The sequence below is a fragment of the Mycolicibacterium sp. CBM1 genome (assembly GCF_054073305.1).
Map to the genome: position 1 here is coordinate 1 of NZ_JBSXPP010000002.1, position 24,866 is coordinate 24,866.

Annotated in this window: 27 protein-coding genes, 4 tRNA genes and 1 pseudogene; 17 read left to right on the forward strand and 15 right to left on the reverse strand. The window is 66.9% G+C overall.

Going from position 1 to position 24,866, the window contains the following annotated elements:
- Window positions 1-40: 40 nt before the first annotated feature.
- A protein-coding gene (locus ACXDF8_RS02710; protein ID WP_457221718.1) for an IS3 family transposase occupies window positions 41-1,179 on the forward strand; the annotation gives its coding sequence in 2 pieces (ribosomal slippage) (window positions 41-311 and window positions 311-1,179; 1,140 coding nt in all).
- Between the two features lie 549 nt (window positions 1,180-1,728).
- Here the strand turns inward: ACXDF8_RS02710 and ACXDF8_RS02715 are convergent.
- From ACXDF8_RS02715 to ACXDF8_RS02725, 3 genes are all read right to left on the reverse strand, one after another.
- Window positions 1,729-2,001 carry a hypothetical protein gene (locus tag ACXDF8_RS02715; RefSeq protein ID WP_457221719.1) on the reverse strand — a complete coding sequence of 91 codons (273 nt, stop codon included), beginning with the start codon at window positions 1,999-2,001 and terminating at the stop codon, window positions 1,729-1,731.
- A 44-nt stretch (window positions 2,002-2,045) separates the two neighbouring features.
- Window positions 2,046-2,975: a hypothetical protein gene (locus ACXDF8_RS02720; protein ID WP_457221720.1), complete on the reverse strand. Its 930-nt coding sequence runs from the start codon at window positions 2,973-2,975 to the stop codon at window positions 2,046-2,048.
- A gap of 1,037 nt (window positions 2,976-4,012) precedes the next feature.
- Window positions 4,013-4,405, reverse strand: coding sequence for a hypothetical protein (locus ACXDF8_RS02725; protein ID WP_457221721.1), 393 nt, complete (start codon window positions 4,403-4,405; stop codon window positions 4,013-4,015).
- Window positions 4,406-4,539: 134 nt separating this feature from the next.
- Between ACXDF8_RS02725 and ACXDF8_RS02730 the strand changes: the two genes are divergently transcribed.
- The gene (locus ACXDF8_RS02730) at window positions 4,540-5,091 is read left to right on the forward strand and encodes a hypothetical protein (RefSeq protein ID WP_457221722.1); all 552 of its coding nucleotides are present in this window, start codon (window positions 4,540-4,542) and stop codon (window positions 5,089-5,091) included.
- A gap of 131 nt (window positions 5,092-5,222) precedes the next feature.
- Here ACXDF8_RS02730 and ACXDF8_RS02735 read toward each other — a convergent pair.
- From ACXDF8_RS02735 to ACXDF8_RS02745, 3 genes are all read right to left on the reverse strand, one after another.
- Window positions 5,223-5,297 (reverse strand) — tRNA-Val (locus tag ACXDF8_RS02735).
- Between the two features lie 14 nt (window positions 5,298-5,311).
- Window positions 5,312-5,382, reverse strand: a tRNA-Cys gene (locus tag ACXDF8_RS02740).
- Between the two features lie 28 nt (window positions 5,383-5,410).
- Window positions 5,411-5,483, reverse strand: a tRNA-Gly gene (locus ACXDF8_RS02745).
- A 171-nt stretch (window positions 5,484-5,654) separates the two neighbouring features.
- Here ACXDF8_RS02745 and ACXDF8_RS02750 point away from each other — a divergent pair.
- From ACXDF8_RS02750 to ACXDF8_RS02760, 3 genes are all read left to right on the forward strand, one after another.
- Window positions 5,655-5,729: transfer RNA gene (locus ACXDF8_RS02750), tRNA-Val, on the forward strand.
- Between the two features lie 94 nt (window positions 5,730-5,823).
- The gene (locus ACXDF8_RS02755; RefSeq protein WP_457221723.1) at window positions 5,824-6,576 is read left to right on the forward strand and encodes a 5'-methylthioadenosine/adenosylhomocysteine nucleosidase; all 753 of its coding nucleotides are present in this window, start codon (window positions 5,824-5,826) and stop codon (window positions 6,574-6,576) included.
- Between the two features lie 43 nt (window positions 6,577-6,619).
- A complete protein-coding gene (locus ACXDF8_RS02760; RefSeq protein ID WP_457221724.1) occupies window positions 6,620-7,765 on the forward strand; it encodes a GTP-binding protein in 1,146 nt (381 codons plus the stop codon).
- Here the strand turns inward: ACXDF8_RS02760 and ACXDF8_RS02765 are convergent.
- Window positions 7,759-8,304: pseudogene (locus ACXDF8_RS02765) on the reverse strand (cytochrome P450). The gene ACXDF8_RS02760 and the pseudogene ACXDF8_RS02765 sit on opposite strands and share 7 nt — an antisense overlap.
- Window positions 8,305-8,581: 277 nt before the next feature.
- On the opposite strand from ACXDF8_RS02765, the gene ACXDF8_RS02770 reads away from it, so the two are divergent.
- The 4 genes from ACXDF8_RS02770 to ACXDF8_RS02785 all read left to right on the forward strand — a co-directional run bounded on the left by ACXDF8_RS02770 (window position 8,582) and on the right by ACXDF8_RS02785 (window position 10,373).
- Window positions 8,582-8,782, forward strand: a complete 201-nt coding sequence (locus tag ACXDF8_RS02770) for a hypothetical protein (protein WP_457221725.1) — start codon at window positions 8,582-8,584, stop codon at window positions 8,780-8,782.
- Window positions 8,779-9,324, forward strand: a complete 546-nt coding sequence (locus ACXDF8_RS02775; protein WP_457221726.1) for a PP2C family protein-serine/threonine phosphatase — start codon at window positions 8,779-8,781, stop codon at window positions 9,322-9,324. The genes ACXDF8_RS02770 and ACXDF8_RS02775 overlap by 4 nt, the downstream gene beginning before the upstream one ends.
- Window positions 9,325-9,481: 157 nt before the next feature.
- Window positions 9,482-9,871 (forward strand): STAS domain-containing protein, encoded by a 390-nt coding sequence (locus tag ACXDF8_RS02780; RefSeq protein ID WP_457221727.1) that lies wholly within the window; start codon window positions 9,482-9,484, stop codon window positions 9,869-9,871.
- A 31-nt stretch (window positions 9,872-9,902) separates the two neighbouring features.
- Window positions 9,903-10,373: an ATP-binding protein gene (locus ACXDF8_RS02785; protein ID WP_457221728.1), complete on the forward strand. Its 471-nt coding sequence runs from the start codon at window positions 9,903-9,905 to the stop codon at window positions 10,371-10,373.
- Window positions 10,374-10,385: 12 nt separating this feature from the next.
- Here the strand turns inward: ACXDF8_RS02785 and ACXDF8_RS02790 are convergent, their stop codons facing one another.
- Window positions 10,386-10,796, reverse strand: coding sequence for a Zn-ribbon domain-containing OB-fold protein (locus ACXDF8_RS02790; RefSeq protein WP_457221729.1), 411 nt, complete (start codon window positions 10,794-10,796; stop codon window positions 10,386-10,388).
- A gap of 2 nt (window positions 10,797-10,798) precedes the next feature.
- On the reverse strand, window positions 10,799-12,004 hold the full coding sequence (locus ACXDF8_RS02795; protein ID WP_457222041.1) for a thiolase family protein: 1,206 nt from the start codon (window positions 12,002-12,004) through the stop codon (window positions 10,799-10,801).
- Between the two features lie 181 nt (window positions 12,005-12,185).
- Between ACXDF8_RS02795 and ACXDF8_RS02800 the strand changes: the two genes are divergently transcribed.
- Window positions 12,186-12,869, forward strand: a complete 684-nt coding sequence (locus ACXDF8_RS02800; RefSeq protein ID WP_457221730.1) for a TetR/AcrR family transcriptional regulator — start codon at window positions 12,186-12,188, stop codon at window positions 12,867-12,869.
- Between the two features lie 68 nt (window positions 12,870-12,937).
- Entirely contained in the window at window positions 12,938-14,650 is a 1,713-nt protein-coding gene (locus ACXDF8_RS02805; protein WP_457221731.1) for an Hsp70 family protein, read from the forward strand.
- Between the two features lie 9 nt (window positions 14,651-14,659).
- On the opposite strand, the gene ACXDF8_RS02810 is transcribed toward ACXDF8_RS02805, so the two are convergent.
- The 5 genes from ACXDF8_RS02810 to ACXDF8_RS02830 all read right to left on the reverse strand — a co-directional run bounded on the left by ACXDF8_RS02810 (window position 14,660) and on the right by ACXDF8_RS02830 (window position 18,587).
- The gene (locus ACXDF8_RS02810; protein WP_457221732.1) at window positions 14,660-15,283 is read right to left on the reverse strand and encodes an SAM-dependent methyltransferase; all 624 of its coding nucleotides are present in this window, start codon (window positions 15,281-15,283) and stop codon (window positions 14,660-14,662) included.
- A complete protein-coding gene (locus tag ACXDF8_RS02815; RefSeq protein ID WP_457221733.1) occupies window positions 15,280-16,047 on the reverse strand; it encodes a PIG-L deacetylase family protein in 768 nt (255 codons plus the stop codon). The genes ACXDF8_RS02810 and ACXDF8_RS02815 overlap by 4 nt, the downstream gene beginning before the upstream one ends.
- Window positions 16,044-16,979, reverse strand: a complete 936-nt coding sequence (locus ACXDF8_RS02820; RefSeq protein WP_457221734.1) for an acyl-CoA dehydrogenase middle domain-containing protein — start codon at window positions 16,977-16,979, stop codon at window positions 16,044-16,046. The genes ACXDF8_RS02815 and ACXDF8_RS02820 overlap by 4 nt, the downstream gene beginning before the upstream one ends.
- Window positions 16,976-17,701, reverse strand: a complete 726-nt coding sequence (locus ACXDF8_RS02825; protein WP_457221735.1) for a glycosyltransferase family 2 protein — start codon at window positions 17,699-17,701, stop codon at window positions 16,976-16,978. The genes ACXDF8_RS02820 and ACXDF8_RS02825 overlap by 4 nt, the downstream gene beginning before the upstream one ends.
- A gap of 175 nt (window positions 17,702-17,876) precedes the next feature.
- Window positions 17,877-18,587 (reverse strand): GAF and ANTAR domain-containing protein, encoded by a 711-nt coding sequence (locus ACXDF8_RS02830; RefSeq protein WP_457221736.1) that lies wholly within the window; start codon window positions 18,585-18,587, stop codon window positions 17,877-17,879.
- A 56-nt stretch (window positions 18,588-18,643) separates the two neighbouring features.
- On the opposite strand from ACXDF8_RS02830, the gene ACXDF8_RS02835 reads away from it, so the two are divergent.
- On the forward strand, window positions 18,644-19,732 hold the full coding sequence (locus ACXDF8_RS02835) for a hypothetical protein (protein WP_457221737.1): 1,089 nt from the start codon (window positions 18,644-18,646) through the stop codon (window positions 19,730-19,732).
- Here ACXDF8_RS02835 and ACXDF8_RS02840 read toward each other — a convergent pair.
- Window positions 19,704-20,201: a DUF1990 domain-containing protein gene (locus tag ACXDF8_RS02840; RefSeq protein WP_457221738.1), complete on the reverse strand. Its 498-nt coding sequence runs from the start codon at window positions 20,199-20,201 to the stop codon at window positions 19,704-19,706. The genes ACXDF8_RS02835 and ACXDF8_RS02840 overlap by 29 nt on opposite strands.
- A gap of 199 nt (window positions 20,202-20,400) precedes the next feature.
- On the opposite strand from ACXDF8_RS02840, the gene ACXDF8_RS02845 reads away from it, so the two are divergent.
- The 5 genes from ACXDF8_RS02845 (at window position 20,401) to pgsA (ending at window position 24,851) form a co-directional block, all read left to right on the forward strand.
- Entirely contained in the window at window positions 20,401-21,033 is a 633-nt protein-coding gene (locus ACXDF8_RS02845; RefSeq protein WP_457222042.1) for a PaaI family thioesterase, read from the forward strand.
- Entirely contained in the window at window positions 21,030-21,476 is a 447-nt protein-coding gene (locus ACXDF8_RS02850; protein ID WP_457221739.1) for a TIGR02611 family protein, read from the forward strand. Before ACXDF8_RS02845 ends, ACXDF8_RS02850 begins: the two co-directional genes overlap by 4 nt.
- A gap of 84 nt (window positions 21,477-21,560) precedes the next feature.
- Window positions 21,561-23,624, forward strand: coding sequence for a threonine--tRNA ligase (gene thrS, locus ACXDF8_RS02855; RefSeq protein WP_457221740.1), 2,064 nt, complete (start codon window positions 21,561-21,563; stop codon window positions 23,622-23,624).
- Window positions 23,617-24,174, forward strand: a complete 558-nt coding sequence (locus ACXDF8_RS02860) for an ATP adenylyltransferase (RefSeq protein ID WP_457221741.1) — start codon at window positions 23,617-23,619, stop codon at window positions 24,172-24,174. Before thrS ends, ACXDF8_RS02860 begins: the two co-directional genes overlap by 8 nt.
- On the forward strand, window positions 24,171-24,851 hold the full coding sequence (pgsA, locus tag ACXDF8_RS02865; RefSeq protein WP_457221742.1) for a phosphatidylinositol phosphate synthase: 681 nt from the start codon (window positions 24,171-24,173) through the stop codon (window positions 24,849-24,851). The genes ACXDF8_RS02860 and pgsA overlap by 4 nt, the downstream gene beginning before the upstream one ends.
- The last annotated feature ends 15 nt before the right edge of the window (window positions 24,852-24,866 follow it).

Below are 24,866 nucleotides of genomic sequence, written 5' to 3' on the forward strand. Positions count from 1 at the left end.
TGTTGCCCGGAGTGTTTGGGCAGGAAGAATCACCAACGACATGGCATCGAACAGGCGTCGGCGGCACACGCCGGATCAGATCATCCGCAAACTCGCTGAGGGCAACAAGCTGCTCGCCTCGGGTCAGGAGCTGGTCGAGGTGTGCCGGCATTTGGAGATCGCGGAATCGACGTGGCATCGCTGGGTGGCCCAGTACGGCGGCATGAAAGCCAACGACGCCAAGCGGCTCAAGGAGCTCGAGGCCGAGAATGCCCGTCTCAAGAAGCTGGTCGCCAACCAGGCCCTCGACATCGACATGCTCAAGGAGATTGGGTCGGGAAACTTCTGACCCCGAACCGCAAACGCCGCGCAGCGACCATGCTGCGTGAGCGGTTCGGGGTGTCTGAACGCCGGGCCTGCACCGTGGTGGACATCCACCGATCCACGATGCGCCTGACACCGCCGCCGATGACCACCGAGGAAGCCGAACTACGTTCCTGGCTGCGCCGGTTCTCCACCGACCGGCCGCGGTGGGGATGGCGCCGCGCTGCCAAGATGGCCCGCCGCGCGGGCTGGCAGGTCAACAACAAGCGCATCCGCCGGCTGTGGCGCGAGGAGGGTCTGCGGGTACCCCAGCGGCGCCGCAAAAAGCGGTTGACCGGCATCGGTGTCGCCGTAGGCGCGATGTCACCGATCCGCCCGAACGTGATCTGGGCGATGGACTTCCAGTTCGACACCACCGCCGACGGTCGCACACTGAAGATGCTTAACGTCATCGATGAGTTCACCCGCGAAGCCCTGGCGATCGAGGTCAACCGCTCCATCGACGCCGACGGCGTCGTCGACGTTCTGGACCGCCTCGCCCTGGCGCACGGAGTGCCGCACTATGTGCGCTTCGACAATGGACCGGAATTCGTGGCCCACGCTGAGGCTGACTGGTGTCGATTCAACAGTGCCGGTTCGCTTTTCATCGATCCCGGCTCACCGTGGCAGAACGCCTTCATTGAGTCGTTCAACGGCAGGCTCCGTGACGAACTACTCAACTCATGGCGCTTCGACTCCCTGCTGGAGGCTCAAGTGATCATCGAGGACTGGCGCCGCGACTACAACGCCAACCGGCCCCATACCGCCCACGGCGAACTCACCCCAGCCGAGTTTGCCCTACAGTGGGCCACGACCCACCAACCGAAAGCCGCATAGCGGCTGGACCACCAAACGGGTCCCCCTCAAGAAGTCCGGTCCTGTTCCTGGTCTTGATCTTCTTCTTTTGCGGACCAGGGAAGTAGGCCAAGTCCATGGTTCGAGGTCGTCGTTCAAGCAAGATCCAGACACCTTGCCAGCCGAACCGCCCACGTCCGCGCCAGCGGACTGCTCCTCCTGATCGGAGCGCGGGTCGCCAACGAACTGGGTTGGGGGAGTGGGGATGTGCTCAACAACGGCGCAGCCCCCACCCCTGGCGCAAGCGCCGGAAAGTCGCGGGTTTGGGAAGAGATGTGTTGTCTCGCGTTGGCACCGATGGTTGGGTTACGTCTACGCGGCACCGACGCGTTGAGTGAATCGTCCGATGCTTTCCAGCATGAATGGCAGCCCCGGTTCCAGTTCTCGTTCGAATGGACGGATCACGCGGAGGTCGCCTGACATTCACTGGATGGAACCGGACCGGGAAGAGCAGTCACCGTGGGAGAACCGTGGGCTGGTCGATGGACCATCGCTGCGGTGTTGTCGAGAATCGCGTGCGCGACCCACACGTCAGGCGGGTATGCCCCGCCAGTGCCGCCGAGGACTGCCGGCGGCTGCGCTGTCATTCCAGGTGATCTCGATCTCGCGACTTGTATCGTCGCCGTGCATCACGCGGATTTCTTTGGTAGCGTTCGCCTCGAACACTTCCCATTCCCATGGGCGCGTTACTTGTTCGCCCTCGACGCTCACGTTGTAGCGCCCTTCACTGCTGTCGTTGATTATGAGGACATGCCACTTACGATCACGACGCATCGTCCACGGTATATCGCCGAATGTTGTCAAGCCGTTCACCTCGAATCTTCGATCTCTGACTGGCGATGAACACGCTATCTAGGTTCGTCATCGATTGGCCTCAGATACGCGATATCCGTAGTTAAAAACGGAGTTTCGGAGTACCCAAGATCCTTCTCGGCGGCACGGACAACAGCATCAGGATCTGCGGCAGCTTGGGCAGTCGAGATGGGTAAGGGTGTGAGGCCACCGCGCATACTTCGCCGCCAGTAGACTCCGCGATGATCTCGAAAGAACACGTCGAGATCTGTTGCCATTACCGATGAATGGGCAAGGTCCACAAGGATTTTCCATTGACCATTCCGGAGAACGGCGAGGCGAAGGCGCGCCAACCGGTCGGTGTCAGCCACAAAAGCGTGAGCTTTGGTATCCACCCGGCGGCCGTCGCTTCGACCTTGAAAGGGCTCAACGGGTTGGCCCGTTACAACGACCAGCACGTCGTAAACCACTACGTCAGAAGCATTGCTCAGGGCAACTTCGATGTAATGGTGAACCTCGTCCTCTTCTTCCGGTTCATCGCTCTTCTTGAAGCGGTTCTTCTCATACACACTTGTCACATGCCGGATAAGCCAACCGGTAATCAGCTCAGCCTGTTCGCTGCGCTCGTCACTGCGCCGAACACGCTCGCTGTGAAAGAACACCCACAGCGCAACCGCTAACGCCCCAACTGTGCCGACAGCGGCGAAAGCGTCGAATGGCGTGCCCCATTGCATGTGTAGGTGGTCGTTGACGACTGCGACGGTGAGCACGGCGTCTATCACCGCCAGCGCGACGGCCGCGCTTCCCAGCACCACCGCAGCGGCGGCCCACCGGGAACGCCTGGCGCTGGCCAACAAGCCTCGAAAGCCGCCATTTCCAGTGCTCATCATATGGACGCTAATGCCGACGGCCGACATCATTGGTGAGGCCCGCGCTCGTCGGCCCAGTTCGGCGTCGATGAGGCGTTGCGCGCTCTCGCGCGTCACGGCGTGCCAAGCGCCTCAGAAGCGCGGCTAATTGGCCGATGACCGGCCATAGTGAGGGGGACCCGTTTGGTGGTCCAGCTGGCCGGGCACCGTGACAGTTAGTGCATTCGCATCTGAACTGCCGTCGGCCTTTCCCGCAATCGAAGTCACACAGAACACCTGGAACAGCTACGGACGGGTCTTCCTAAGATGGTTCGAGTACGCCGGTCTAGCGACTATGGCATCTCCGACACTCTGGGTGTCGGCCCCAGAGGGGTCCAATGGAGTTGGCAAACTACTTGGTGCGGCACTTCGTCGTAGGACCTTCGGCGGCTTTCCGCACGACGCTCCTGGGCCGAGCGTCACGTTGCTAATGGAACTGGCTACCAACGGGGCCATAGATGTATCGCACAGAAGAAGCGCCCTGCGACCGCTACTTGACATCGACGCAATTCGTCCTGACGAAGCGGGCCATTTCGTCGTACAACACGACCTTGTGCGCGATGGACAACTGAACTCGCCGGTGCTTCGAGATTTGCTATCGCGAGTCCCTGGCGTTGCCGCCGGGTTGACGCTTCTTGAGCAGAGGCCCGACGCGCCACCTGCGGAGGTCGGACAAGTTGTGGCAGATGCAATGTCGGCCGAGTGGGCAGCCGGGACCAAGCATTCACTCGGCAAATACTTACGTGCGTGGGCTAGGTTCGCCGGCATGTCTGTGACAAGACAACCACGTTCCCCGGCGACGCAGGCATCTGAATAACAAACGCGATTCCTCGAATTTCTGTCTGGCAACGCACGCCGTCGTTTAGCGTTCGCATCGAATCAGTCGCTCGAATTGGTTGATGTTGCTGCTCGCTAACGAAGGCGAAATTTCGTTCCACTGCAACGCTTTCCGGGATGTGCTGACGTTCGATTCCTGAATTCCGTTGAGGGAGGGGGGTCAAATCTTCGCGCCGTCAATGACGTGGCGACGTTATCAGGAATCTTTCTCTCCCCGTGGTCATCGTGATGAAAAGTGCCTTTGAGGCACGTAGGTCCAACGAAGGTTTTGCGTTTCGTTAGAAGTCTTCGGACGGCTTTCCCATGTCGAGATCCGCATCGGGATCTTGGCCATGAAGCTCCAGAATTCTGTCGAAGGTGAATCCCTTGCGGGCTCGGTCGACGACCAGCCGCTTGCCCGCCTGCCTCTTGGCGAGATGATCGGCCAGCTTTTTGGTATCAGTCTCGTCCAGGTTGGCCGCGAGGCAAGCATCTCGGAAGAGCTGGAGTGGCACCCGGTCACGCGCCCAGCGCTCACCGCGCTTCATCAGGTCGCTCTTGAACTCGTGCTCCTCTTGCCAATGCAACCTGCCTGGGTCGCCCGGCCTCGCGTTAATTCGCTTGTAGTGACTCGCCTCTTCGGCGAGGTAGTCGATGATCACCAGAATGTCTGGTGGCAGTTCGTCAGCCATCAGCTTCGCTTTCCATGCCCCGGTAGATCACCGCACACCACTTTAGCCGTGCCTGGGCTGCTGCTCCTCCGTCCTGGCCAACCTCTGCTGGTAGCCGGATGTCCGCATCGGGGTACCAGTTACCGTTCTGAGCCATGTATGCAGGCGAGTGGGCTGCGTCGGTCGCGGCCGGGGCTGCTGTGATCTCCGTGGTGTTTTCGGGGATGTCTTGGTGGTCGTCTCGGCAGTCGAAGGAGGCAAAGTCGGAGGCGACCAACCAAGCGAACCGCGCGACTACGGCGGCAGAAAAGGCCGCAACGGCTCACCAGCAGACGGCGGACGCCAGTACGCGGGTCGCGGATGCGATGGAGCGCGGGTTCTCGGACGCTGAGGACAAACCATGGCGCGTCGAAGACCGTGGCGGCGGCGAAGCGGACTGGCATCTCGTCAACACGACCACCGCGCCGAAGTACACGGTGAGCATCGAGGGGGAGCCGGTGAGGGGCGGCACGGGCTGCGAGTCCGTCGACCTCGGCGAAATCGATGGACACGAATCGAAGTGGCTTGACCTGTACGTGGTTGCACAGACAGAGGATCGGACGATTACCGTGCGGTGGCGGACCGACACGAAGCGCGCGACCAAGCGTAGCTTCGGCGAGGACAACTACTTACAGCCGTTGAAGACCCAGCGCATCGAGTTGCCGTGATCCCCCAAGCGCGCAACAAGCGTGGGTCGGCGCGAGTCCATTCTTGTTATGACGCGGGACGGCTAGTCGCACGAATGTCGCACACGGTCTAGTAAGGAGTTCTAACGAGTACCTTTGAACTGCATAAACACTGGTGCGCGATACTGGGATTGAACCAGTGACCTCTTCCGTGTCAGGGAAGCGCTCTCCCGCTGAGCTAATCGCGCGGGGCAAAACTCGGAGGTGGAGACGGGAATCGAACCCGTGTGCACGGCTTTGCAGGCCGTTGCCTCACCACTCGGCCACTCCACCGTTGGGTCTGATGCCGTTTGCACCTTCGAGCGGATGACGGGATTCGAACCCGCGACCCTCACCTTGGCAAGGTGATGCGCTACCAACTGCGCTACATCCGCGTGCTTCGGGTGAGATCGTCACCCGCTGCGAAGGACGACAATAGTCCAATCGACCGAAGCCACACAAATCCCGATGATCACGCCCGGTCAAGGGCCCATTGGCGGTCCGAAGGCGTTGTCGTGCTAGTGTTCCTCCTCGGCGTGGTCGCCCATACGGTGTGTCCGCCACCCGGTCCCGTGGCTCAGTGGAAGAGCGTCCGCTTCACACGCGGAAGGTCGCTGGTTCGATCCCAGCCGGGACCACCACCTTGGCAATCCCCGGAGCGCTCCCGCGCCCGGGTGGGCGCATCCCGCACCGGATCAGGTTGGCGCCGTCGCCCTTTGATCGTCACACTGTGGCGTGCCCATCGGAGTGATCAGCGCGATTCCCCAGGAGCTCGCCCACGTGCAGGCGTTGCTCGTCGACCCCCACCCCGTGCGGGTCGCCCACACCGACTTCCTGGCCGGCACCCTGGACGGCCGCGACGTCGTCCTGGCTGGCTCGGGCATGGGCAAGGTCAACAGCGCCGTGGTGGCCACCGTCCTGGCCGACCGCTTCGGCTGCTCGGCGATCGTGTTCTCCGGGGTCGCCGGCGGCCTGGATCCCGCCCTGTCGGTCGGTGACGTGGTGATCGCCGAGCGGATCGTCCAGCACGACGCAGGCGTCCTCGAAGACGACGGCCTGGTCACCTACCAAGCGGGGCACGTGCCGTTCATCAATCCCACCGAGCGCTTCGGGTTCGACGTCGACACCGACCTGCTGGCCCGCGTCGCCGTCCTGCTCGACGACGTCGTGCTCCCGCCGCTGTCCGCCTCGGCCGGTGGCAGCGGACAGCCACCTCGAATCGCGCTGGGCACCATCGTCTCCGGTGACCAGTTCGTCCACAGCGAGGTCACCCGGGCGCGTCTGCACACCGAGTTCACGGGCCTGGCCGCCGAGATGGAAGGTGGGGCAGTGGCGCAGGTGGCCGAGGCCTTCGGGCTGCCCTGGCTGGTGATCCGTGCACTGTCAGATCTGGCGGGCCACGACTCGCACTTCGACTTCACCGCGTTCGTCGGCGAGGCGGCGGCCTCGTCGGTGGCGATCCTGCGGGCCATCCTCCCCGTGCTCTGATGCCCACTGGCATTGTTATTGAAAATCATTATCATTAGCGTTCATGTCCACCCTCTCCGCTGAACGCGTCCCTGTCACCGTCTTGTCCGGCTTCCTCGGCTCCGGCAAGACCACCCTGCTCAACCACATCCTGGCCAACCGCGACGGTCGCCGGGTGGCGGTGATCGTCAACGACATGAGCGAGGTCAACATCGACGCCGCCCTGATCGCCGGCCAGGGTCACCTGGACCGCACCGAAGAGAAACTCGTCGAACTCACCAACGGCTGCATCTGCTGCACGCTGCGCGAAGACCTGATCACCGCCGTCGCGAACTTGGCCCGCCAGCAGCGCTTCGACCAGATCGTCATCGAGTCCACCGGAATCTCCGAGCCGATGCCGGTCGCTGCCACCTTCGACTGGGAATTCGACGACGGCTTCGCGCTGAGCAGTCTGGCCCGGCTCGACACGCTGGTGACGGTCGTCGACGTGTCGACCTTTCTGCCCGAACTGGCCCGCGGTGAAGCCCTGGCTCAACGCGAACTCGCCGCCACCGAGGGCGACGCGCGCAACATCGCCGACCTGCTGGTGGACCAAATCGAGTTCGCCGACGTCATCCTGCTCAACAAGACCGATCTGGTCAGCGAGAAAGCCACGGCCACTGTGGAAACCGTGGTGCGCCGACTCAACCCGAGCGCACGCATCGAGCGGACCGCGCACGGTGTCGTGCCGTTGGACACCGTCTTGGCCACTGGCCTGTTCGACCCCGAGCTGGCAGCCCAAGCCCCCGGCTGGGACGAAGAGATCGCCAACGGGCACACGCCCGAGACCGAGGAATATGGCATCGGCAGCATGACGTTTCGCGCCGGCCGGCCCTTTCACCCGCAGCGATTGGCCGACGCGCTGGACCAGGTGAAGGGGCTGTTGCGCAGCAAGGGTTTCTGCTGGATCGCAACGCGGCCCACCATCGCGGCCATCTGGTCGCAGGCCGGGCCCAACCTCGTCATCGAGCCGGCGCAATTCTGGTCGAGCACCGACATCCCGCCTGGGCAGGAGATCGTGTTCATCGGTGTTCGGCTCGAAAAGCAGCGCCTACAGACGTTATTGGAGACAGCCCTGCTGACCGAGGCCGAAGTCAGCGGCGGCTTCAGCGAATGGCTGACCTACCCGGACCCGCTCCCGGCGTGGTCGGTGACGCACAGTCATCACTGAGCTACCTCTGGCTGCGAGGTCACCCCGTGAAATGGGCGCGGGAACCCGTTGCGCCGCAGTGTGGTTCGTGCTCCGCGCTGAGGGATCGGGATGACGTGTTTGACCTTCTGTCGTTCGCCGCGCTCGCTGGTCGTCGCCAACTCGGCACGGCACAACACCTCGCGCGCCAGTCCCACCCCCGGCACCACCAGGACTCCGGCGGGCAGCCGGTATCCGGCGATCTCCACCGGCCTGGTCAGCACCCGTCCGACGTCGAACACCACCGGCCGGATCCGCAGCGTCTCCTTGGCCACCGCGTCCAGATACTCGTCAGCCTCGACCACCAGCACCGATGCCGGCCCGAGAAGGCCGGTGAGCATCGAATTGTCCTCGCCCGCATGATAAGTGGTTGGATCACCCGCGAAGACGGTCTTGATGGCGACCGGGTCGTCGAGGTACGCCGTGGTGCCCACGCCGGGAACCCGCAGGGTGAAGGTGTGTCCGTAGCGGCGCCGGCAGGCCGTCACGAACCGTGGTCAGGAGCGCATCATCGCGACCATCTGGACCACGGCCGGTAGCGGGGGACCGGGCGGCGGCGTCGGCGGGGGGGCATCGGCACAGCATAGGAGCCCGCATCGGCCAACGGGCGGGATCTGCACACCGTGCGGCGGAGCTTCGATCTTCGTCGCTGAGCACCGCGTGTGGAACACCGCGCACCGCAATCACATTCGCGTGGCGGGGACGCATCCGATCGACCGGGAAATCGACGCAAGGGTCAATGACGGTCGCGGCCGTAACGATCGCGTCTGGTTCGAAGCCGTCCACGGTGTCGAGGGCGTGACCGAGATTCCCCGCGACGCCGGCCTGTGCACATTGGCGATCCGCGACAGCCGGACCGACGTGGTGCGTGACACCGCCGAACGGGACCGGGCCACCGTGGCGGACTACGCCGCCGTGCTGCAACGGGCGCTGCTACCGTTGGCGCTTGCGGCCATCCCGGGGGATGTCGAGGGCCACGGTGCCCCGCCGCCGCAGTGACCGCCCTGGTGCGCCACAGCCTGCGGGCCGCGGCCCTGCACCACGACGATCCCACCGACGGGCTGAGCGAACTCAACGCCGCGTTGATCGCCGACTCCACCGAGCGGCGGTTCTGCACCGTCCTGTTCGGCACACTGTCCGCCAGACCCGAGGCCGGCGGCTTCCACGTACGGCTGGCCACCGGCGGCCATCTGCCCGCCCTGCTGCTCGACCGCGACAGCGGATCCGTGCATCCGGTGCGCTCGGTGGGTGGAATGTTGATCGGCGCGCTCCGCGACGCCCGCTTCGAGGCGTGCGAGATGTTGCTGACGCCCGGGCAGACCCTGCTGCTGTACACCGACGGTGTGGTCGAAGCGCGTCCCGACGGCACCACCACCTTCGGTGAGTCGGCGCTGCGGCTGTTCCTCTCCGAGCGGGTCGGACTGCCCGCCACCCGGCTCGTAGCTGAGCTGGCCGATCTGGTGTCGAGCCTGCGGCCCGACGACGACGTGGCCCTACTTGCGCTAACCGCCGATCCCACATGCGACAGCGGAGTAGGTTAGCCTGGAAGAGTCGTGCCGGGGATTTTTCCGGCCGCGGCACGCGTCGCAAGCAAATCGACGCAAACCTGATTGTGACTTCTTGCAGGTTCAGACGGCAGCCTTGCATGCATGACGTGAAGACAAGGCGCGCCGTTCGGGCGCGCTAGTGAGGTGAATCTTGGACGAACAAGCCGCTGCCATCGCCGGAGTGACGGCCACTGCCAACACCGGCTGCCAGATCAATGAGGAATGGTTCGGCCGCACGGTCATCATCTCCGCGGCCGGCGTCGTGGACATGCTCACCTCGCCGCAGCTGGAAACCAGCATCGCGAATGCCATCGAGAAGAACCCGACAGCGATCATCGTCGACATGAGCGATGTCGACTTCCTTGCCTCGGCTGGAATGGGTGTATTGGTCGCAGCACGCGACAAGGCCTCCGCCGACATCGGTTTCGGCGTTGTCGCCAGCGGGCCGGCCACCAGCCGTCCGCTCAAGCTCGTCGGCCTGGCCGACATCATCGGTCTTTACGCCACCTTGGAAGAGGCACGCGCCGCATTGGGTGAGTAATCGCCGGAAGTTGGGTATACGCCTTTTCGCCATGACAACACCGAGCTACTCGAACGCCCACCCCGACGGTGCGCGCTTCATCCGCAACAATGTTGTCGCCGACGCTCATAACGCCGCCACCATCCGCGAAGATATTGCTGCCTGGCTCCGAAACAAGGGTGGGCTGGACCCGGTGCGATTCAGCGATGTCATCCTCGCGGTCAATGAAGCGCTGGCCAACGCCGCCGAATTCGCCTATCTGCAGCACGGCGGCGTCGGCACCATGGACGTGGAAGCCATCCGCGATGGCACCAGCCTGACCGTTACGGTCGCCGACCAGGGCTCTTGGCGTGAGCCCAGCTCGGCGACCTGCAGCCGCAGCCGCGGGCGCGGGATCCCGCTGATGCGGGCCCTCACCGACGAAGTCACCATCGACACCTCGGCGCTGGGCACCACGGTATGTCTGCGCTTCGACAACGTGCAGTCCGCGCAGCGCGCCGACGACGCGGCTTCCGTCGGCTGAGTCAGGCCGGGATCAGGCCGGCGCGTACCGCAGCATCGTCACCCCGTCATCGGGATAATCGACGAACACCGGCCGCAGCCGCATACCCACCGTCAAGTCCGCCGGCTCGGCGTCGACGATCTCGGTGGAAAACCGCGGACCCTCATCCCACTGCACCACTGCCAACATCTGCGGTACGTCGGCGGCGAAATGCGGCGCCACCGCCCGATAGGCGACGGTGAACGTGTAGAGCGAGGCGGCCCCGGAGATCTCGCGCCACTCCAGATCGTCGGCCAATGTGCCCGGTGCGAGCACCCGCGGGTAGAACACGTAGCGACCCGCCGATGGCGAATACTGGATGCGAATCTTATGCTCGCTCAACGCATCCCAGAACGGCGCTGTCGTCGGCGTCGGGATGGGCATCGGCTTGTCGAAGTCACCCATCGTCAGTCGCCTTCCAGCACGAGAGTGGTCTGCTCGGACAGGATGCCGCCGTTTCCGGAGACGAACGCCCGATTGCAGTCGGCCACTTGGGTGGCTCCCGAGCGGCCCATGATCTGGCGGGTGGCGTCACACACGTGGTGCATGCCGCCTGCGGTGCCGGCCTGCCCGTATCCGAGCTGGCCGCCGGCGGTGTTCATCGGGAAGTCGCCGCGGAACGTCAGGTCGTGCTCGGCGACGAACTGCAGGCCCTTGCCCTTCTGACAGAAGCCGGCATCCTCCAGGCTGAGCAGCGCGGTGATGGTGTAGCAGTCGTAGATCGACACCATGTCCATGTCCGCCGGGGTCAGCCCGGCCATCGAGAACGCCGACCGGGCCGCCTTGATCATCGGGGTTTGCAGCAGATCCTGGGCATAGGTCGGGGTCTTGTAGGGCACCCGTTCGCCGAATCCCTTCACCCACACCGGGCGGTTAGCCGAGCGGCGGGCCAGCTCGGCGTTGGTGACCAGTACCGCGGCGCCGCCCATCACCGGCATGACGATCTCCAGCATGTGCAGCGGCGCGGCGATGACCGGGCTGTTCACCACGTCGTCGACGGTGATCGGGGTGTCGTGGAAGATCGCGCCGGGCGTGTGGTTGGCGTTGACCCGCTGATCGACGCTGATCTTGGCCATGGTGCGTTCGTCGTAGCCGTAGGTGGCGGCGTAGAGCGTGGCGACCTGGCCGTAGGGGCCGTTCTGCCCAAGGTTGCCGTAGGGAATCTCGAATTCGGCCTGCGGCGAGCCATACCGGTTGCTCGACGCCCCGAAATAGAGCATGTCGCCGAAGTCCGGCGGCTTCTTCTCCGTCATCGGGGTCAACGGCGTCGCGGGGATCACGCACAACACCGCCTGGCACACTCCCAGTTCGATCGCCGCCGCCGCGCGCCACACCATCGCCACCGCGCTGGCGCCGCCCAGGTCCACCATCTCGGCGAAATTGGCTTTCACACCGAGATATTCGATGACCGTTGATGGGACGAAGATCTGGGACTCCTGCACATGCGTGGTGCAGATCCCGTCGACGTCGGCGGCGGTCAATCCGGCGTCGTCCAGCGTCGCCGCCGCCAGCCGGGCCCACTGCTCGAGGGTGAACTCCAGCGGGCCGCTGGGCCGCCTGACCGATGGAAGCTCGGTGTAGCCGACGATCGCGGCCTCTCCGCGAAGACCCATGCCGCTGCCCTTCGTCGTCATTGCCCAAGAACATTGAGCATGTAATCATATTGAGCGCTCAATGAAAATGGACTCGCCGGAAAGGGGTGCTCACCGTGACGGCATGTTGTCGAGCGGGCCACCGCGATCACCGTCTTTGCGACCTGCTGCGGCCGCGGCCATGACGACGCCGAATTCACTCGTGCCCGTTTCGGATTCGGCACCGCCACGGGCCACACCCCGGCGTCCGCCCGGGGGGAGCCAGCAGCGCGCCGAGCGCACCCGGGAGGCGGTGCTCGACGAGACGGTCCGCTGCGTGATCGAGGAGGGCTTCGCCGCCGCGAGCGCCCGGCACATCGCCGAACGAGCCGGCGTGACCTGGGGTGTGGTCCAGTACCACTTCGGCGACCGCGACGGGCTGTTGATGGCGGTTGTCGACCGGGGATTTGCCGAGCTCCTAGACTCGCTGCGGCGGCTGCCGCCCCCGGCCGGGTCGCAGAACATCCGCGCCCGGGTGGAATTGGTGGTCCACGCAGCGTGGGGGGTGTTCTCCAATCCGACCTCGCGGGCCGCGCTGGAGATCCTGATCGCCACCCGCGCCATGCGCGACAAACGCGCCACCCGACATCTCATCGAATTGCAAATGGCCATAACCGATCTCAGTGCCGATATCGCCGAAGGCCTGGACAGCCCGCACGCCGCCGCGGTGAGCGACCTGATCTGGGCCACCATGCGTGGTCTGGTCATCGCCCAGCTGGTCATGGCCGTCCCGCTGGACCCCAGCCGTGAGTTAGCCGCGCTGGTCGACGTGATATGCGCCTACCTGGACCTACATGCCGACCAGCACGCCGCAAACGATAAGCGCACCAGGCACAGTCACAGTTAGGTCATAGCTTCGTCGCGAATCGGCGCGCCTGAGTGACTCGGTGTTAATCCGGTGGTGATCATGATCGGATGACGCAACCCCTGGGCCTCTCCGTGGGCACGGCCGGTCTGGTTGCCGCGTGCGCCGGGGTGGCCCCGCTCCGGTATCCCGCCGACCTGACGATCGGCGACGAGCGCTGGACCGGGTTCGTCGACCGCGTCGGCGACCCGGTGCCGTTGATCGGCACCGCTGGCACCGCTCACCGCGCCGAGCAGCTATTGGCCGCGGCGCTGGCCAACCTCGCCGACGCCGCCGGCGGCGGCCTGAATGCCGTCGGGGGCATCGCGGTGCCCTCGCACTGGGGCCCCGGCCGCCGCGACGCGCTGCGGGATGCGCTATGGAGCCTTCCCGCCCTGGCCACCGCACCGGCCCCACCGGTATTGGTATCGGACGCCACCGCGGCCCTGCGCGCCCTGCAGCAGGCACCGGGGCTGCCGCGCCACGGCGTGGTTGTGGTCTGCGACGTCGGCGCGAGCGGAACCGACATCACCCTGGCCGACGGCGGCGCGGACTACCGCCAGATAGGCGAGACCAGCCGCACGGTCGAGTTCTGCGGAGACGCCCTCGACCAACTGCTGCTGGCGCACGTGCTCGAGACCGATCAGCCGCAGGGGGCGGCGGAAAGTACCGCGGCGGTGAGCTCGCTGGCCTCTCTGCGGGATGACTGCCGCCTGGCCAAGGAACGGCTCTCGACGTTCGAGGAGACCACGGTGGCCGTCGGCGGTGAGCAGCGCCGGCTCACCCGTGCGGAATTCTCCTCGCTGATCACTGCGGCGGTCGACGGGTTCCTGCGGGAATTGGACGACACCCTGCGGCGCGCCAGGCTCACCGCTGGCGACATCAGCGCTGTCGCGGCCATCGGTGGCGGTGCCGCGATTCCCGTTGTACAGCAGCGTCTTTCTGAGCACCTGAATCTTCCGTTGGTGGTCTCCGGGCAGCCGGGATGTGACGCGGCGCTCGGCGCCGCACTCGCGGCGGCGCGACAAGTCGCCGCCGACGCACCTACCGGACTGGCGCCGGCTCCGTTGATCACACCGGATGATGCCAACCCCCAATCGGCGACGATGGCGGCGGCCCTGGCCTGGTCCCGCGATGACACCTCCGACGAGCCGGCACCCTATGACGCCGCCGGCTACGACGACTACCGGGGGTACGACGACTACCGGGGGTACGGCGACGACGACGATCTGACCATCGTCACGCCCGATCAGCCGGCACGGCGGGGGTCGGGGGTGGCCCGCAGTGTGCCGCTGCTGATCGGTGGGGCTGCTGCGGTGGCCGCCGTCGCGGTGGGCGGTTTCGCCTACACGCTGACCGGGTCGAGCACGCCCAGCACCCCTGCGGTGACACCGGTTCCGGCGACCGCGGCGACCGGGGTGACGACGGCCGCCAACACCCCCGCGCCACCGCCACCGTCGCCCACCGAGACGGTTCCGGCGACCAATCCACCGATCCGGACGATCACCGAGCAGGCGCCCCCGCCACAGACCCAGACGGTCACCGTGGAGACCACCGTCGTCACGGTTCCCACCACCACAACGACCACGGCGTCGACGACCACCACGACCACGACTGCGCCGACGACAACCACGACCACGGCGCCGACGACGACCACGGCGCCGACGACCACCGATCCCTGGGAGACCACGACGAGCACCACCAGGGAACGGCTCTTCCCGTTCCTGCCGACACCGCCGTCGATCCCGGGCCTGCCGCCGCTGCCGCGGATCAGTGCCGGCTGAGCGCCGCTTTCAGGCGCCCGGTACCCCGGTGCGCGCGGCCACCGACCACGCCGCTGCGGTATCGAACACCTCGATGACGACGTCGTCGTCCTGATAACCGCCGATCCGGTGCAGTCCGGGGGTGGCGCCGATGATCGCGGTGGCCTCGTCGCCGGTGAGGGGATAGTCGGCCACCGCATGGCGCCAGTGCGCGGTGAGCACCGTGGCGCCGGGTCGTAGCCGGGGCAGCTCCCGGTCGGCGATCGCCCGTAAGGCCGGCCCGTCGAAGTAATAGGCGATCTCGGAGATCACGATGAGATCGAAATCGTCTGCCGGCCATGGCATATCGAATGATCGGCACAGCAGGGTCACGCCGTCGCGGCGTCCCGACCCGCGCAGCCGCGCATCGGCTCGTGCCAGTGCCGCCTCGGCCACGTCGGTAGCGGTCACGTGGGCACACCGGGAGCTGAGCTGGTCGGTCAGCACCCCAATCGAGCAGCCCGGCTCGAAGGCATGCCGGTAGCGCTCGTCGGGCAGCAGCGCCAGGGTGATCGCGTACTTGCGCCGTTCGTACCACCGGGCCGCGAGTTCCCAGGGATCGTCCGACGCCTCGTACAGCGCGTCGAAGTATCCGTCGGGCAGGCCGGGGCTCACCGGAACACCACCTCTCCCACCTGGCGCAGGCGCCTCAGCACGAACGCGGGCAGGATCGGTTCCCGGCCCGGACCCGGCGGTTCGATCTGGCTCTCGAACACCGTGCTGGCCGCCCATTTACGCTCTGTTGCAGCGGCGCTGAGGTCCACCCGGGCCGCGCGGTGCCACGGGACGTCGGGGTCCTCCGGCGCTGCCCAGTGCCACATCCACACCGGGTACTCCAGCAGCACCGCACCGGTGCGCGAGGTGGCCGTGGCGGCGGCCCGGCCGACGGCCTCGTGATCGGGGTGGCCGTCACCACGCCACGTCGCCGCGCACCAGGTGCCCGCCACCTGCTCGGACAGCAGACCGGTGAGGATGTCGGCCAACTGCCCCTCGTGCTCGGCCAGCCTACCGTCGGGCAGGCCCAGAAACGTCGGGGGAGTCAGCCCCAGTAGGTTTGCTGCACAGCGGGATTCGTGGCGGCGGTCCGCTTCGAGCCGAGCCTGCTCCGCGGGGGACAGTCCGGGCCAAGCCGCGCCGCCGTCACTGGTGATGACGGTGTGCACCGGTACTCCACGGGCCGCGACCGCTGCGGCTGCTCCGCCGACGCCGAGCGTCTCGTCGTCGGGATGGGGTGCCACCACCACCAGGGCCGGGCATTCGTCGAGCGGCAGAACGGGAAACGCCTGCCCCCACGCCAACCACGCTTCGGCCGGTGTGCCACCGGCGTCGATCGGTGCGCCGGCGAACCGCGCCACGTTGCCCGGCGTCGAGGTGCTCATCCGGCCACCAGATCGCCCAACGCCGCCAGGTCCTTCTCGGCGTGACTCTGCCTGACGTAGATGGACAGATCGGCCACCCGTCGGGCGTGGGTACCGTCCAGGACCAAGGGCGCCGGACCCAGCGCGCGGCCGGTCCGTCCGATGGCCTGCTCGACCGCCACCTCGACGACCGCCCGCAGGCGTCGGGCGGCCACCTCGCCGCGGGGGGAGAACGGTGCGGCGTCGACCTGGGCGGCGGTGTCGACGAGCAGGGCGTGCGCCGCGGCCAGCGCCGCGTCGACGGCACCGAGGTGCGCGGCGGCGTGCGGGTCCGGCCTGCCACCCGAGTTCGTCTGTGCCGCAAACCGATACAGCGGTGCGGCCACCGCCCGTGCGGCACCCAGCCAGCAGGCGGCGACCCCGGCCGCGCCGTGCCAGAAGCCCGGTCGGCGCAGGTACTCACCCGGTGCGCCGACCGCGACGGCCGGTGCGGCGCTGAACTGCACCGCACGGGTGTCGGAGTCCGCCATGCCGGCGTTGCGCCAGCTGCTCGGCAGCGCTCGCACGCCCGGACCCCGCAGGTCGACGGCGTACAGGCCGCGCTCCCCGGCCGCGGTGCGCGCGGTTACCAATGCCCCCGAACACAGCCCGGCGCCCGAGCACCACGCCTTGGTGCCCGTGAGCGACACCGAGCCATGGTCGTGGTCGGCCTGCACGGTCGCGTCGGGCGCCTCGGCCGCCCACACACCCCACAGCCGATCCGCCCCGGGCGGTGGTCCGCCCAACTCGGCGAGGATCGCGACCGCATCGGTGTGTGCCTCGGCGAGTCGGCCGGCGACCACATCGGTTTCGCACAGCGCGGCCAGCTTCTCCCAGCGGGCCAGAGTCTGCCCACTGCCGGGCAGCGGCAGGCTCAGCTCACCGGTATCCAGCCAACGCTGCACCAGCGTCATACCGCATCCGATGTGCGCCCGGCCAGCGCCGAACGCAGATGGGCCGCGAAACCGTTGGGGGCGCGCCCGATCCGCCGCGCCGAGGTGGACACCCACAGCGCCGGGTCGCGGTGGATGCGGCATCCGGACAATTCGAAGCGACGTACCAGGTCGACGTCTTCACCGGTCTGCTGCGCGGCGAATCCGCCCACCTGCCAGTAACTCGCGGCGGTGAAACCCATGTTGGCGCCGTGGATGTGGTTGTGGCCACCGCGGCCTGGGCGGATCTTGGCGTGATAGGCGCGCAGGTAGCGCCGGGCGGCATCGGCGGGGATGCGGCGCCAATTGCTGACCCGGACCACCCCCAGGACCACCTCGGCCTGCGCCGCGAACTGGCGCACCAACCAGTTGGGGTCGACACGGCTGTCGGCATCGGTGGTGGCGTACCAGACTTCTGACTCGGCCCGATCGCTGTGCACCTGCTCGCGGGCGTAGGCGAATCCGGCGGCCCGCGCCGCGCCTACATTGCGTTCCTCGACCGGCACGAAACGCACGTCGGGACCGTATTCGCGGGCCAGTTGGGCGCTGCCGTCGTCGCAGGCGTCGAGCACCACCACCACGGTCACCGGGACCGGCACCTGCTCGGCAGCGCTGCGTATCGCCCGCAGGCATGACGGCAGGCCGGACAGTTCGTTATGGGCGGGAACTACCACCACGGCCTGGTCGAACCTCGTCGGCGTCACGCCACTACATAGCCGCTACGGTCAGTTTTCAATCGGGGCCGTGACTCCCGTCGTCGGATGGTCACCACTTTGTAACCGGCGCGGGGGCCCCAGGATGGGGCGAACAACTGAGCCAAGCTCGTCGCGAAAATCGCGCTGGCCGACGTGAGTACCCGCGCAGGACAAGCCGAATCGCTCAGCGGGGATTCGACCTCGCCGCGTCGACGATCCTGATGGCCACCTCCGTGAGGGGGACGTTGGCATCGTGGGACAGCTGGCGCAGCATGTCGAAAGCCTGATCGGCGTCGGTGCTGTAGCGCTCCATGATCATGCCTTTGGCCTGGCCGATGATGTCGCGGCTGGCCAATGCCTCGCGGAACTGTGCCTCGCGGCGGGCGGCGTCCCACACCAGAGCCGACTGGGTGGCGAACAGAACTCCCAGCCGGTGGGTCGCGTCGTCGAACGCTTTGGGCCGCTCGGCGAAGACGTTGAGGGCGCTCATCGACGTGTCGGTGACGAACATCTGAAACCCCATGATGCTGCGCACCGGAGTGCTCAACAGTGCCTCGGTGCGGAACTTCGGCCAGCGGGTGTCGGTTTCGAGATCGTCGACCCGGATGGTCTTGCGGTGCCAGGCCGAGGACAGGCAAGGCCCCTGACGGTGGCGGCGCTGGATGTCGTCGATGCGCACCGCGCACGGGTGAGTGGCCGAGGGCGTGGCGATGCCGTGACGACCCGAGATCACCGTGACGTTGGCGTAGTCGACACCCGGCAACTCCGCGACGGCGTGCTCGACGAGTTCGGCCACGACTTCAGCATCGGAGCGGCGGCGCTCGTAGAGCCGCCGCGCGATCTCGGCGATGCGGTTAGGCGCATCGCCGAGATCGGCGTCATCATCGAGCAGCATGGCATTGCCATACCCGCCACATAGTGTGGCCCAACATATCTGCGAGCGGAGACCCGATGGTTGACCATCCTCGACGGCGGCGCGGGCTGATCGCGCGCAACGCCGTCGGCCTGACGTCGGCGGAGGCCTTCGTGATCATCGCGATCACCACGATCCTGCTGACCCGGCTGTATTTGCGGCTGACCGGCTACCCGCAGATCGGTGGCGGCGACCTGCACATCGCGCACGCGCTGTGGGGCGGTGCGCTGATGATGCTGGCCCTGCTGACCGGCTGGATGGTGCTCGGGTTCGGCGCCCGGGTGCTGGCCGTGCTGCTGGGCGGCATCGGCTTCGGGCTGTTCCTCGACGAAGTTGGCAAGTTCGTCACGAAGACCAACGACTACTTCTACGGCCCGTCCGCCGAAATCATGTATGTCCTGGTGTGCCTGATCCTGGTGGGCGCTCGCCTACTCCGGGTGGTTCGGCCACTGAGCGCCTGCGAGTGCCTGGCATCGGCCGCGACGATCGCCGCCGACGGGGTCGCCCGCGGACTGCCCGACCACCGCCGTGAGATCGGTCTTCGGCTGCTCGAGCAGGCGTGCGCCGGGGGAGCGCCTGCGCCCGACGTCGAACACGTTCGCGCCCTCATGGTCTCGGCGGGCCGCGCCTCCGACCGGCTCTACCGCCTCCAGCAGTGGGCGCCACGGCTCATCCCGGCGGTGTTCCGCAGCCCCCGATGGGTGCCGTGGGTGGGCTGGTCGTTGGTGGCCGGTGCGGTGTTCGCGCTGGTTTTCCACATGCTCGGGATGGTGCTGGGTCGCACGTCATTCCTGAGCCGGCTGCCCGAGACCGCCGCCTTGGGCGATGGTCCGGCGTCGGTGATTCTGCTGGTCAGCGCCGCGCTGACGCTGGCAATGGCGCTGCCGGCGATGCTGGCCCGCACCCGGACCAGCGCATTGTGGCCGCTACGGCTGCTGCGCAGCGCCGCGCTGGTCTTCGTGTTCCTCAACGCCCTCGTGCACTTCGCCACGCTCGGCTTCGCGGCGTTGGCGAACTTCTCGATCGGCCTGTTCGGGCTGGCGATCCTGTCGTATCAGATCGACCAGGGGGCCCGGAAGATCCAGCCGCCGACGCCGACTACACCACCGACAGATAGCGCTGGGTGACCACCCGCTGGACCAGAGCGGCGACCGGCGCCCCGACCTGACTCCACCACGTCGCGGGCTTGGAGAATGCCACCACCTCGGCGTGCACCGACTCGTCGGCGGGCCGGAAGCTCACGCCGAACATCTCCTCGCCGCTGACCGCATGCCCGGGCAGGCTGCCGTAGGCGAATCCCCGCCGGTTCGGCTCGTCGACCACGTACACCACCCGGCACGGCGCGGCGAACGGGCCGAGCCTGCCCAGCACCTCGGTCCCCACCTGCGCGGTCTCGGTGGTGGCGCTCACCCGCAGACCCGCCCCGCGCAGCATCCCGTAGTGCATGACGGCGGCGGCGGCCTGCTCGAAGCGGGCCCGGCCGCTGCCGATCCGCGCAGACAAGCGGACGTGGTGGTACCCGGCGGGAAGGTCCGCCGCGGTCGCACCGACCTCGGTGTACGTCAACGGCCGTCCGGCCAGGTCGCTGAGCTTCACCCGTCCACCTTCTCACTGGCGCCACTCCTCCTCATCACTCGTGCCTCGTTCTGCGTCGTCGTTGGCGCGCTCACTGGCGCCACTCCTCCTCATCACTCGTGCCTCGTTCTGCGTCGTCGTTGGCGCGCTCACTGGCGCCACTACTGTCGAAGCAGAGGTCTCGCATTCGGCGGCTTACGGTGATCAGGTGGCAGAGGACATGACGGTGGTCGGCGACACCGCGGCGATCCATCCCGGCGGTGGGTTCAACCCGCCCGTGCCCACCGGCAGAGGTGGACCGGACTACGGGCGGTTCATCGAAGCAGTGCGTGACGTCCAAGACCATGCCCGCGCGGCCGACGCCCCCGACGAGGTCATCACCGAAGCGGCTGACCTGCTGGAACGGGTCTCGGCGCTGCTGGCCCCCTACGACGCCGACGAGTGGACCACGCCGTCGGGCCGCCGCACCGACCTGCCGATGCGCGGCAACATCCTGAGCATCCCCAATCAGGTCGACCCCTGCGAGGACGGGCGGCTGCGCGGCTGGGCCCGCTTTCGGCGCTTCCACCTCGGCCGCAACGGAGCGGTGCACGGCGGCCTGATCGCGCACCTCTTCGATTCGGTGCTGGGCAAGACGTCGTTCCTGCTGACCGGTGGCCCCTACCAGCGCACCGCCTACCTGCACGTGAACTACCGCAAGATTGTGCCCATCGACAAGGAACTTCAGGTCGAGGCCGGCGTACTGAGAGCCGAGGGCCGCAAGATCTTCGTCGAGGTCCGCCTCTGCGACGGTCCGGACGTGCTCGCCGACGGAGAGGGACTGTTCGTGCTGCTCAAACCGGGGCAACCGTGACTGCTCGGCGGCCGGGAGCGAAGCCTCCCTGGGGCCGGCTCCAACACAAGTGGTCGCACCGGCGCGAGCGGCTGCGCAACCGGCCGGTCGCCGACTTCGTCTACCGGGCGGTGGTCGGCGTGGTCGGGCTGGCCGTGCTCGTCGTCGGCATCGCCGCCATCCCATACCCGGGCCCGGGCTGGGCCATCGTGTTCCTGGGCCTGGCGATCCTGGCCACCGAGTTCTATTGGGCGCACCGCACCCTGTCGTTCACCAAGGACCGCTATGACAGCACCATGGCATGGTTCGGCAGGCAAGGGTGGTGGGTGCAGGCGCTGGGAGCGGTGTTCACCGCCGCGGTCGTGGTGGGGACCCTGTGGCTGTTGGGCGCGGTCGGCTGGACGGCGGGATTGTTCGGGCTGGACTATCCGGCTCTGGACAGCCCCATCGGCCTCGGCGCCTGACCAGCGCCCCGATAGCATGGTCGCGACCGTCCGCGAGCCCTTGCGGCGGTGCTCTGTGTCCACATCAGCCGAAAGAGGCCAGCGATGACCGCCCCCGCACACCCCGCCCCAGCAGCCCTGATCCGGGTGGCTGCCGGGACTACCGCGGGCGCTGCGGTGCGCGACGCGGGACTGCCCGGTCGCGGTGAACCCGACGCGATCGTCGTCGTGCGTGACGCCGAGGGCAAGCTGCGCGACCTGAGTTGGACCCCCGAGCATGACGTAGACGTCACCCCGGTGGCGGCCAACACCGACGAAGGCCGCAGCGTGATCCGCCATTCGGCGGCCCACGTGCTGGCCCAAGCGGTGCAGGAACTCTTCCCGCAGGCGAAACTCGGCATCGGCCCGCCGATCACCGACGGCTTCTACTACGACTTCGACGTTCCCGAGGCCTTCACGCCCGACGATCTGGCCAAGCTGGAAAAGCGGATGGCCAAGATCGTCAAGGACGGGCAGCTCTTCGCTCGCCGTGTCTACGAGTCCAAGGACCAGGCACGCGCCGAGCTGGCCGGTGAGCCCTACAAACTCGAACTCGTCGACGACAAGTCCGGTGACGCCGACATCATGGAGGTCGGCCCCCCTGGTTCCAATGACGAACTGACCGCTTACGACAACCTCAATCCCCGCACCCGCGAACGCATCTGGGGCGACCTGTGTCGCGGCCCGCACATCCCCACCACCCGCTACATCCCGGCGTTCAAGCTCACCCGTAGTTCGGCGGCCTACTGGCGTGGCGATCAGAACAACGCCAGCCTGCAGCGCATCTACGGCACCGCATGGGAATCGCAGGAGGCCCTGGACCGGCATCTGGAGCTGATCGAGGAGGCTCAGCGCCGCGATCACCGCAAGCTCGGCGTCGAACTCGATCTGTTCAGCTTCCCCGACGAACTCGGATCCGGCCTGCCCGTCTTCCACCCCAAGGGCGGTGTCATCCGCAAGGAGCTGGAGGACTACTCGCGGCGTAAGCACAGCGAGGCGGGCTATCAGTTCGTCAACACCCCGCACATCACCAAGGAGAACCTCTACATCACCTCCGGGCACCTGGAGTGGTACGCCGATGGCATGTTCCCGCCGATGCAGATCGACGCCGAATACAACGAGGACGGCACGCTGCGCAAGCCCGGCCAGGACTACTACCTCAAGCCGATGAACTGCCCGATGCACCATCTGATCTACCGCTCCCGCGGGCGGTCGTATCGCGAATTGCCGCTGCGGCTCTTCGAATTCGGGTCGGTCTACCGCTACGAGAAGTCCGGCGTCATCCACGGCCTGACCCGGGTGCGCGGCATGACCCAGGACGATGCGCACATCTACACCACCCGTGAACAGATGCGCGACGAGCTGACCCGGCTACTGCAGTTCGTGCTCGACCTGCTCTCCGACTACGGCCTGGACGACTTCTATCTGGAACTGTCCACCAAGGATCCGCAGAAGTACGTCGGCTCCGACGAGGTGTGGGAGGAGGCCACCGAGACGCTGCGCGAGGTGGCCGAGGCCTCCGGGCTGGATCTGGTGCCCGACCCGGGTGGTGCGGCGTTCTACGGGCCCAAGATCTCGGTGCAGGTCAAAGACGCGCTGGGGCGCAGCTGGCAGATGTCGACGATCCAGCTGGACTTCAACATGCCCGATCGCTTCGAGCTCGAGTACACCGCCGCCGACGGATCGCGTCAGCGGCCCGTGCTCATCCACCGCGCGCTGTTCGGCTCCATCGAACGGTTCTTCGGGGTGCTCACCGAGCACTACGCCGGTGCGTTCCCGGCCTGGTTGGCTCCGGTGCAGGTGGTCGGCATCCCGGTCGCCGAAGGACACGTCGCCTATCTGGAAGACGTTGCCGCCGAACTCCGTTCGCGCGGGGTCCGGGTCGAGGTCGACGCCAGTGACGACCGGATGGCCAAGAAAATCGTGAACCACACCAACCAGAAGGTGCCGTTCATGCTGCTCGCCGGCGACCGCGACGTCGAGGCCGGCGCCCTCAGCTTCCGCTTCGGCGACCGCAGCCAGATCAACGGCGTCTCGCGCCAGCAGGCCGTCGAGACCATCCTCAAGTGGATCGCCGATCGTGAAAACGCGGCCCCCACAGCTGAACTGGTGAAGGTCGACGGTGGCTGACGACGGCGACGCGATCGTGGACAGGGGAGTGGGGCAGCCAGACCGCCTGCAGCGGCTCTGGACGCCGCACCGGATGAGCTACATCGTCGAGGTGCCCAAGCAAAAAGGACGAGCCGCGGGGCCGTCGGCGCCCTTCACCGACATCCCCACCATGCCCGACGAGGACGGTCTGGTGATCGCCCGCGGCGAGCAGGTCTATGCGGTGCTCAACCTTTACCCGTACAACCCCGGCCACCTGATGGTGGTGCCCTACCGCCGGGTTTCCGAGCTCGAAGACCTCACCTGGCCTGAGAGCACCGAGCTGATGGCGTTCGCGCAGAAGGCCATTCGCGTGATCAAGGCGGTGTCGAACCCGGACGGGTTCAATGTCGGTCTCAACCTCGGTAAGTCCGCGGGCGGCTCGTTGGCCGAACACCTCCACATGCACGTGGTGCCGCGCTGGTCGGGTGACGCCAACTTCATCACGATCGTGGGCGAGACCAAGGTCATCCCGCAGCTGCTGCGAGATACCCGCGCGCTGCTGGCCGCCGAATGGACGGCCCAGTCGTGAGCGACTTCTACCTGATGACCCGCGCGGCCTACGCCAAGCTCAGTACCCCGCTCGCTAAGGGCGCGCTGAAGGTAGGCCTGACGCCGGACATGGTGACCATCATCGGTACCGCGGGCTCGGTGCTGGCCGCGCTCATCATGTTCCCGATCGGGCAACTCTGGTGGGGTTCGGTGGCGGTGTTCGTCTTCGTCCTGGCCGACATGCTCGACGGCGCCATGGCCCGTCAACGCGGCGGCGGCACCCGGTTCGGTGCGGTCCTCGACGCCACCTGTGACCGGATCAGTGACGGCGCGATCTTCTGCGGGTTGCTGTGGTGGGTGGCGTTCGACCTGCGCAGCTCCCCGCTAGTGGTCGCCACGCTGATCTGCCTGGTCACCTCGCAGGTGATCTCCTACATCAAGGCTCGCGCCGAGGCCAGCGGGCTCGAGGGCGGCGGCGGCTTGATCGAGCGCCCGGAGCGGCTGGTCATCGTGCTGGCCGGTGCCGGGTTCTCCGACCTACCGTTCTTTCCGATGCCGGTGGTGCTGCCCATCGCAATGTGGTTGCTGGCGTTGACCAGCCTGGTGACGGTCGGGCAGCGGGTGCATTCGGTGCGCTGCAGCCCAGGCGCCATGGACAAAATCGCGCCCGCCGACGCCACGCCGGCCGGTGACGACCAGGAAAGCGCCGACCCGTGATCGCTACCCCCGCCC

Coding starts and splice junctions, on each gene's coding strand:
- ACXDF8_RS02725 (WP_457221721.1), bottom strand. CDS start 4,405: ATGGCTGACGAACTGCCACCAGACATTCTGGTGATCATCGACTACCTC.
- ACXDF8_RS02730 (WP_457221722.1), top strand. CDS start 4,540: ATGTATGCAGGCGAGTGGGCTGCGTCGGTCGCGGCCGGGGCTGCTGTG.
- ACXDF8_RS02760 (WP_457221724.1), top strand. CDS start 6,620: ATGTCCACCCTCTCCGCTGAACGCGTCCCTGTCACCGTCTTGTCCGGC.
- ACXDF8_RS02785 (WP_457221728.1), top strand. CDS start 9,903: ATGACAACACCGAGCTACTCGAACGCCCACCCCGACGGTGCGCGCTTC.
- ACXDF8_RS02790 (WP_457221729.1), bottom strand. CDS start 10,796: ATGGGTGACTTCGACAAGCCGATGCCCATCCCGACGCCGACGACAGCG.
- ACXDF8_RS02795 (WP_457222041.1), bottom strand. CDS start 12,004: ATGGGTCTTCGCGGAGAGGCCGCGATCGTCGGCTACACCGAGCTTCCA.
- ACXDF8_RS02805 (WP_457221731.1), top strand. CDS start 12,938: ATGACGCAACCCCTGGGCCTCTCCGTGGGCACGGCCGGTCTGGTTGCC.
- ACXDF8_RS02815 (WP_457221733.1), bottom strand. CDS start 16,047: ATGAGCACCTCGACGCCGGGCAACGTGGCGCGGTTCGCCGGCGCACCG.
- ACXDF8_RS02820 (WP_457221734.1), bottom strand. CDS start 16,979: ATGACGCTGGTGCAGCGTTGGCTGGATACCGGTGAGCTGAGCCTGCCG.
- ACXDF8_RS02830 (WP_457221736.1), bottom strand. CDS start 18,587: ATGCTGCTCGATGATGACGCCGATCTCGGCGATGCGCCTAACCGCATC.
- ACXDF8_RS02835 (WP_457221737.1), top strand. CDS start 18,644: ATGGTTGACCATCCTCGACGGCGGCGCGGGCTGATCGCGCGCAACGCC.
- ACXDF8_RS02845 (WP_457222042.1), top strand. CDS start 20,401: ATGACGGTGGTCGGCGACACCGCGGCGATCCATCCCGGCGGTGGGTTC.
- thrS (WP_457221740.1), top strand. CDS start 21,561: ATGACCGCCCCCGCACACCCCGCCCCAGCAGCCCTGATCCGGGTGGCT.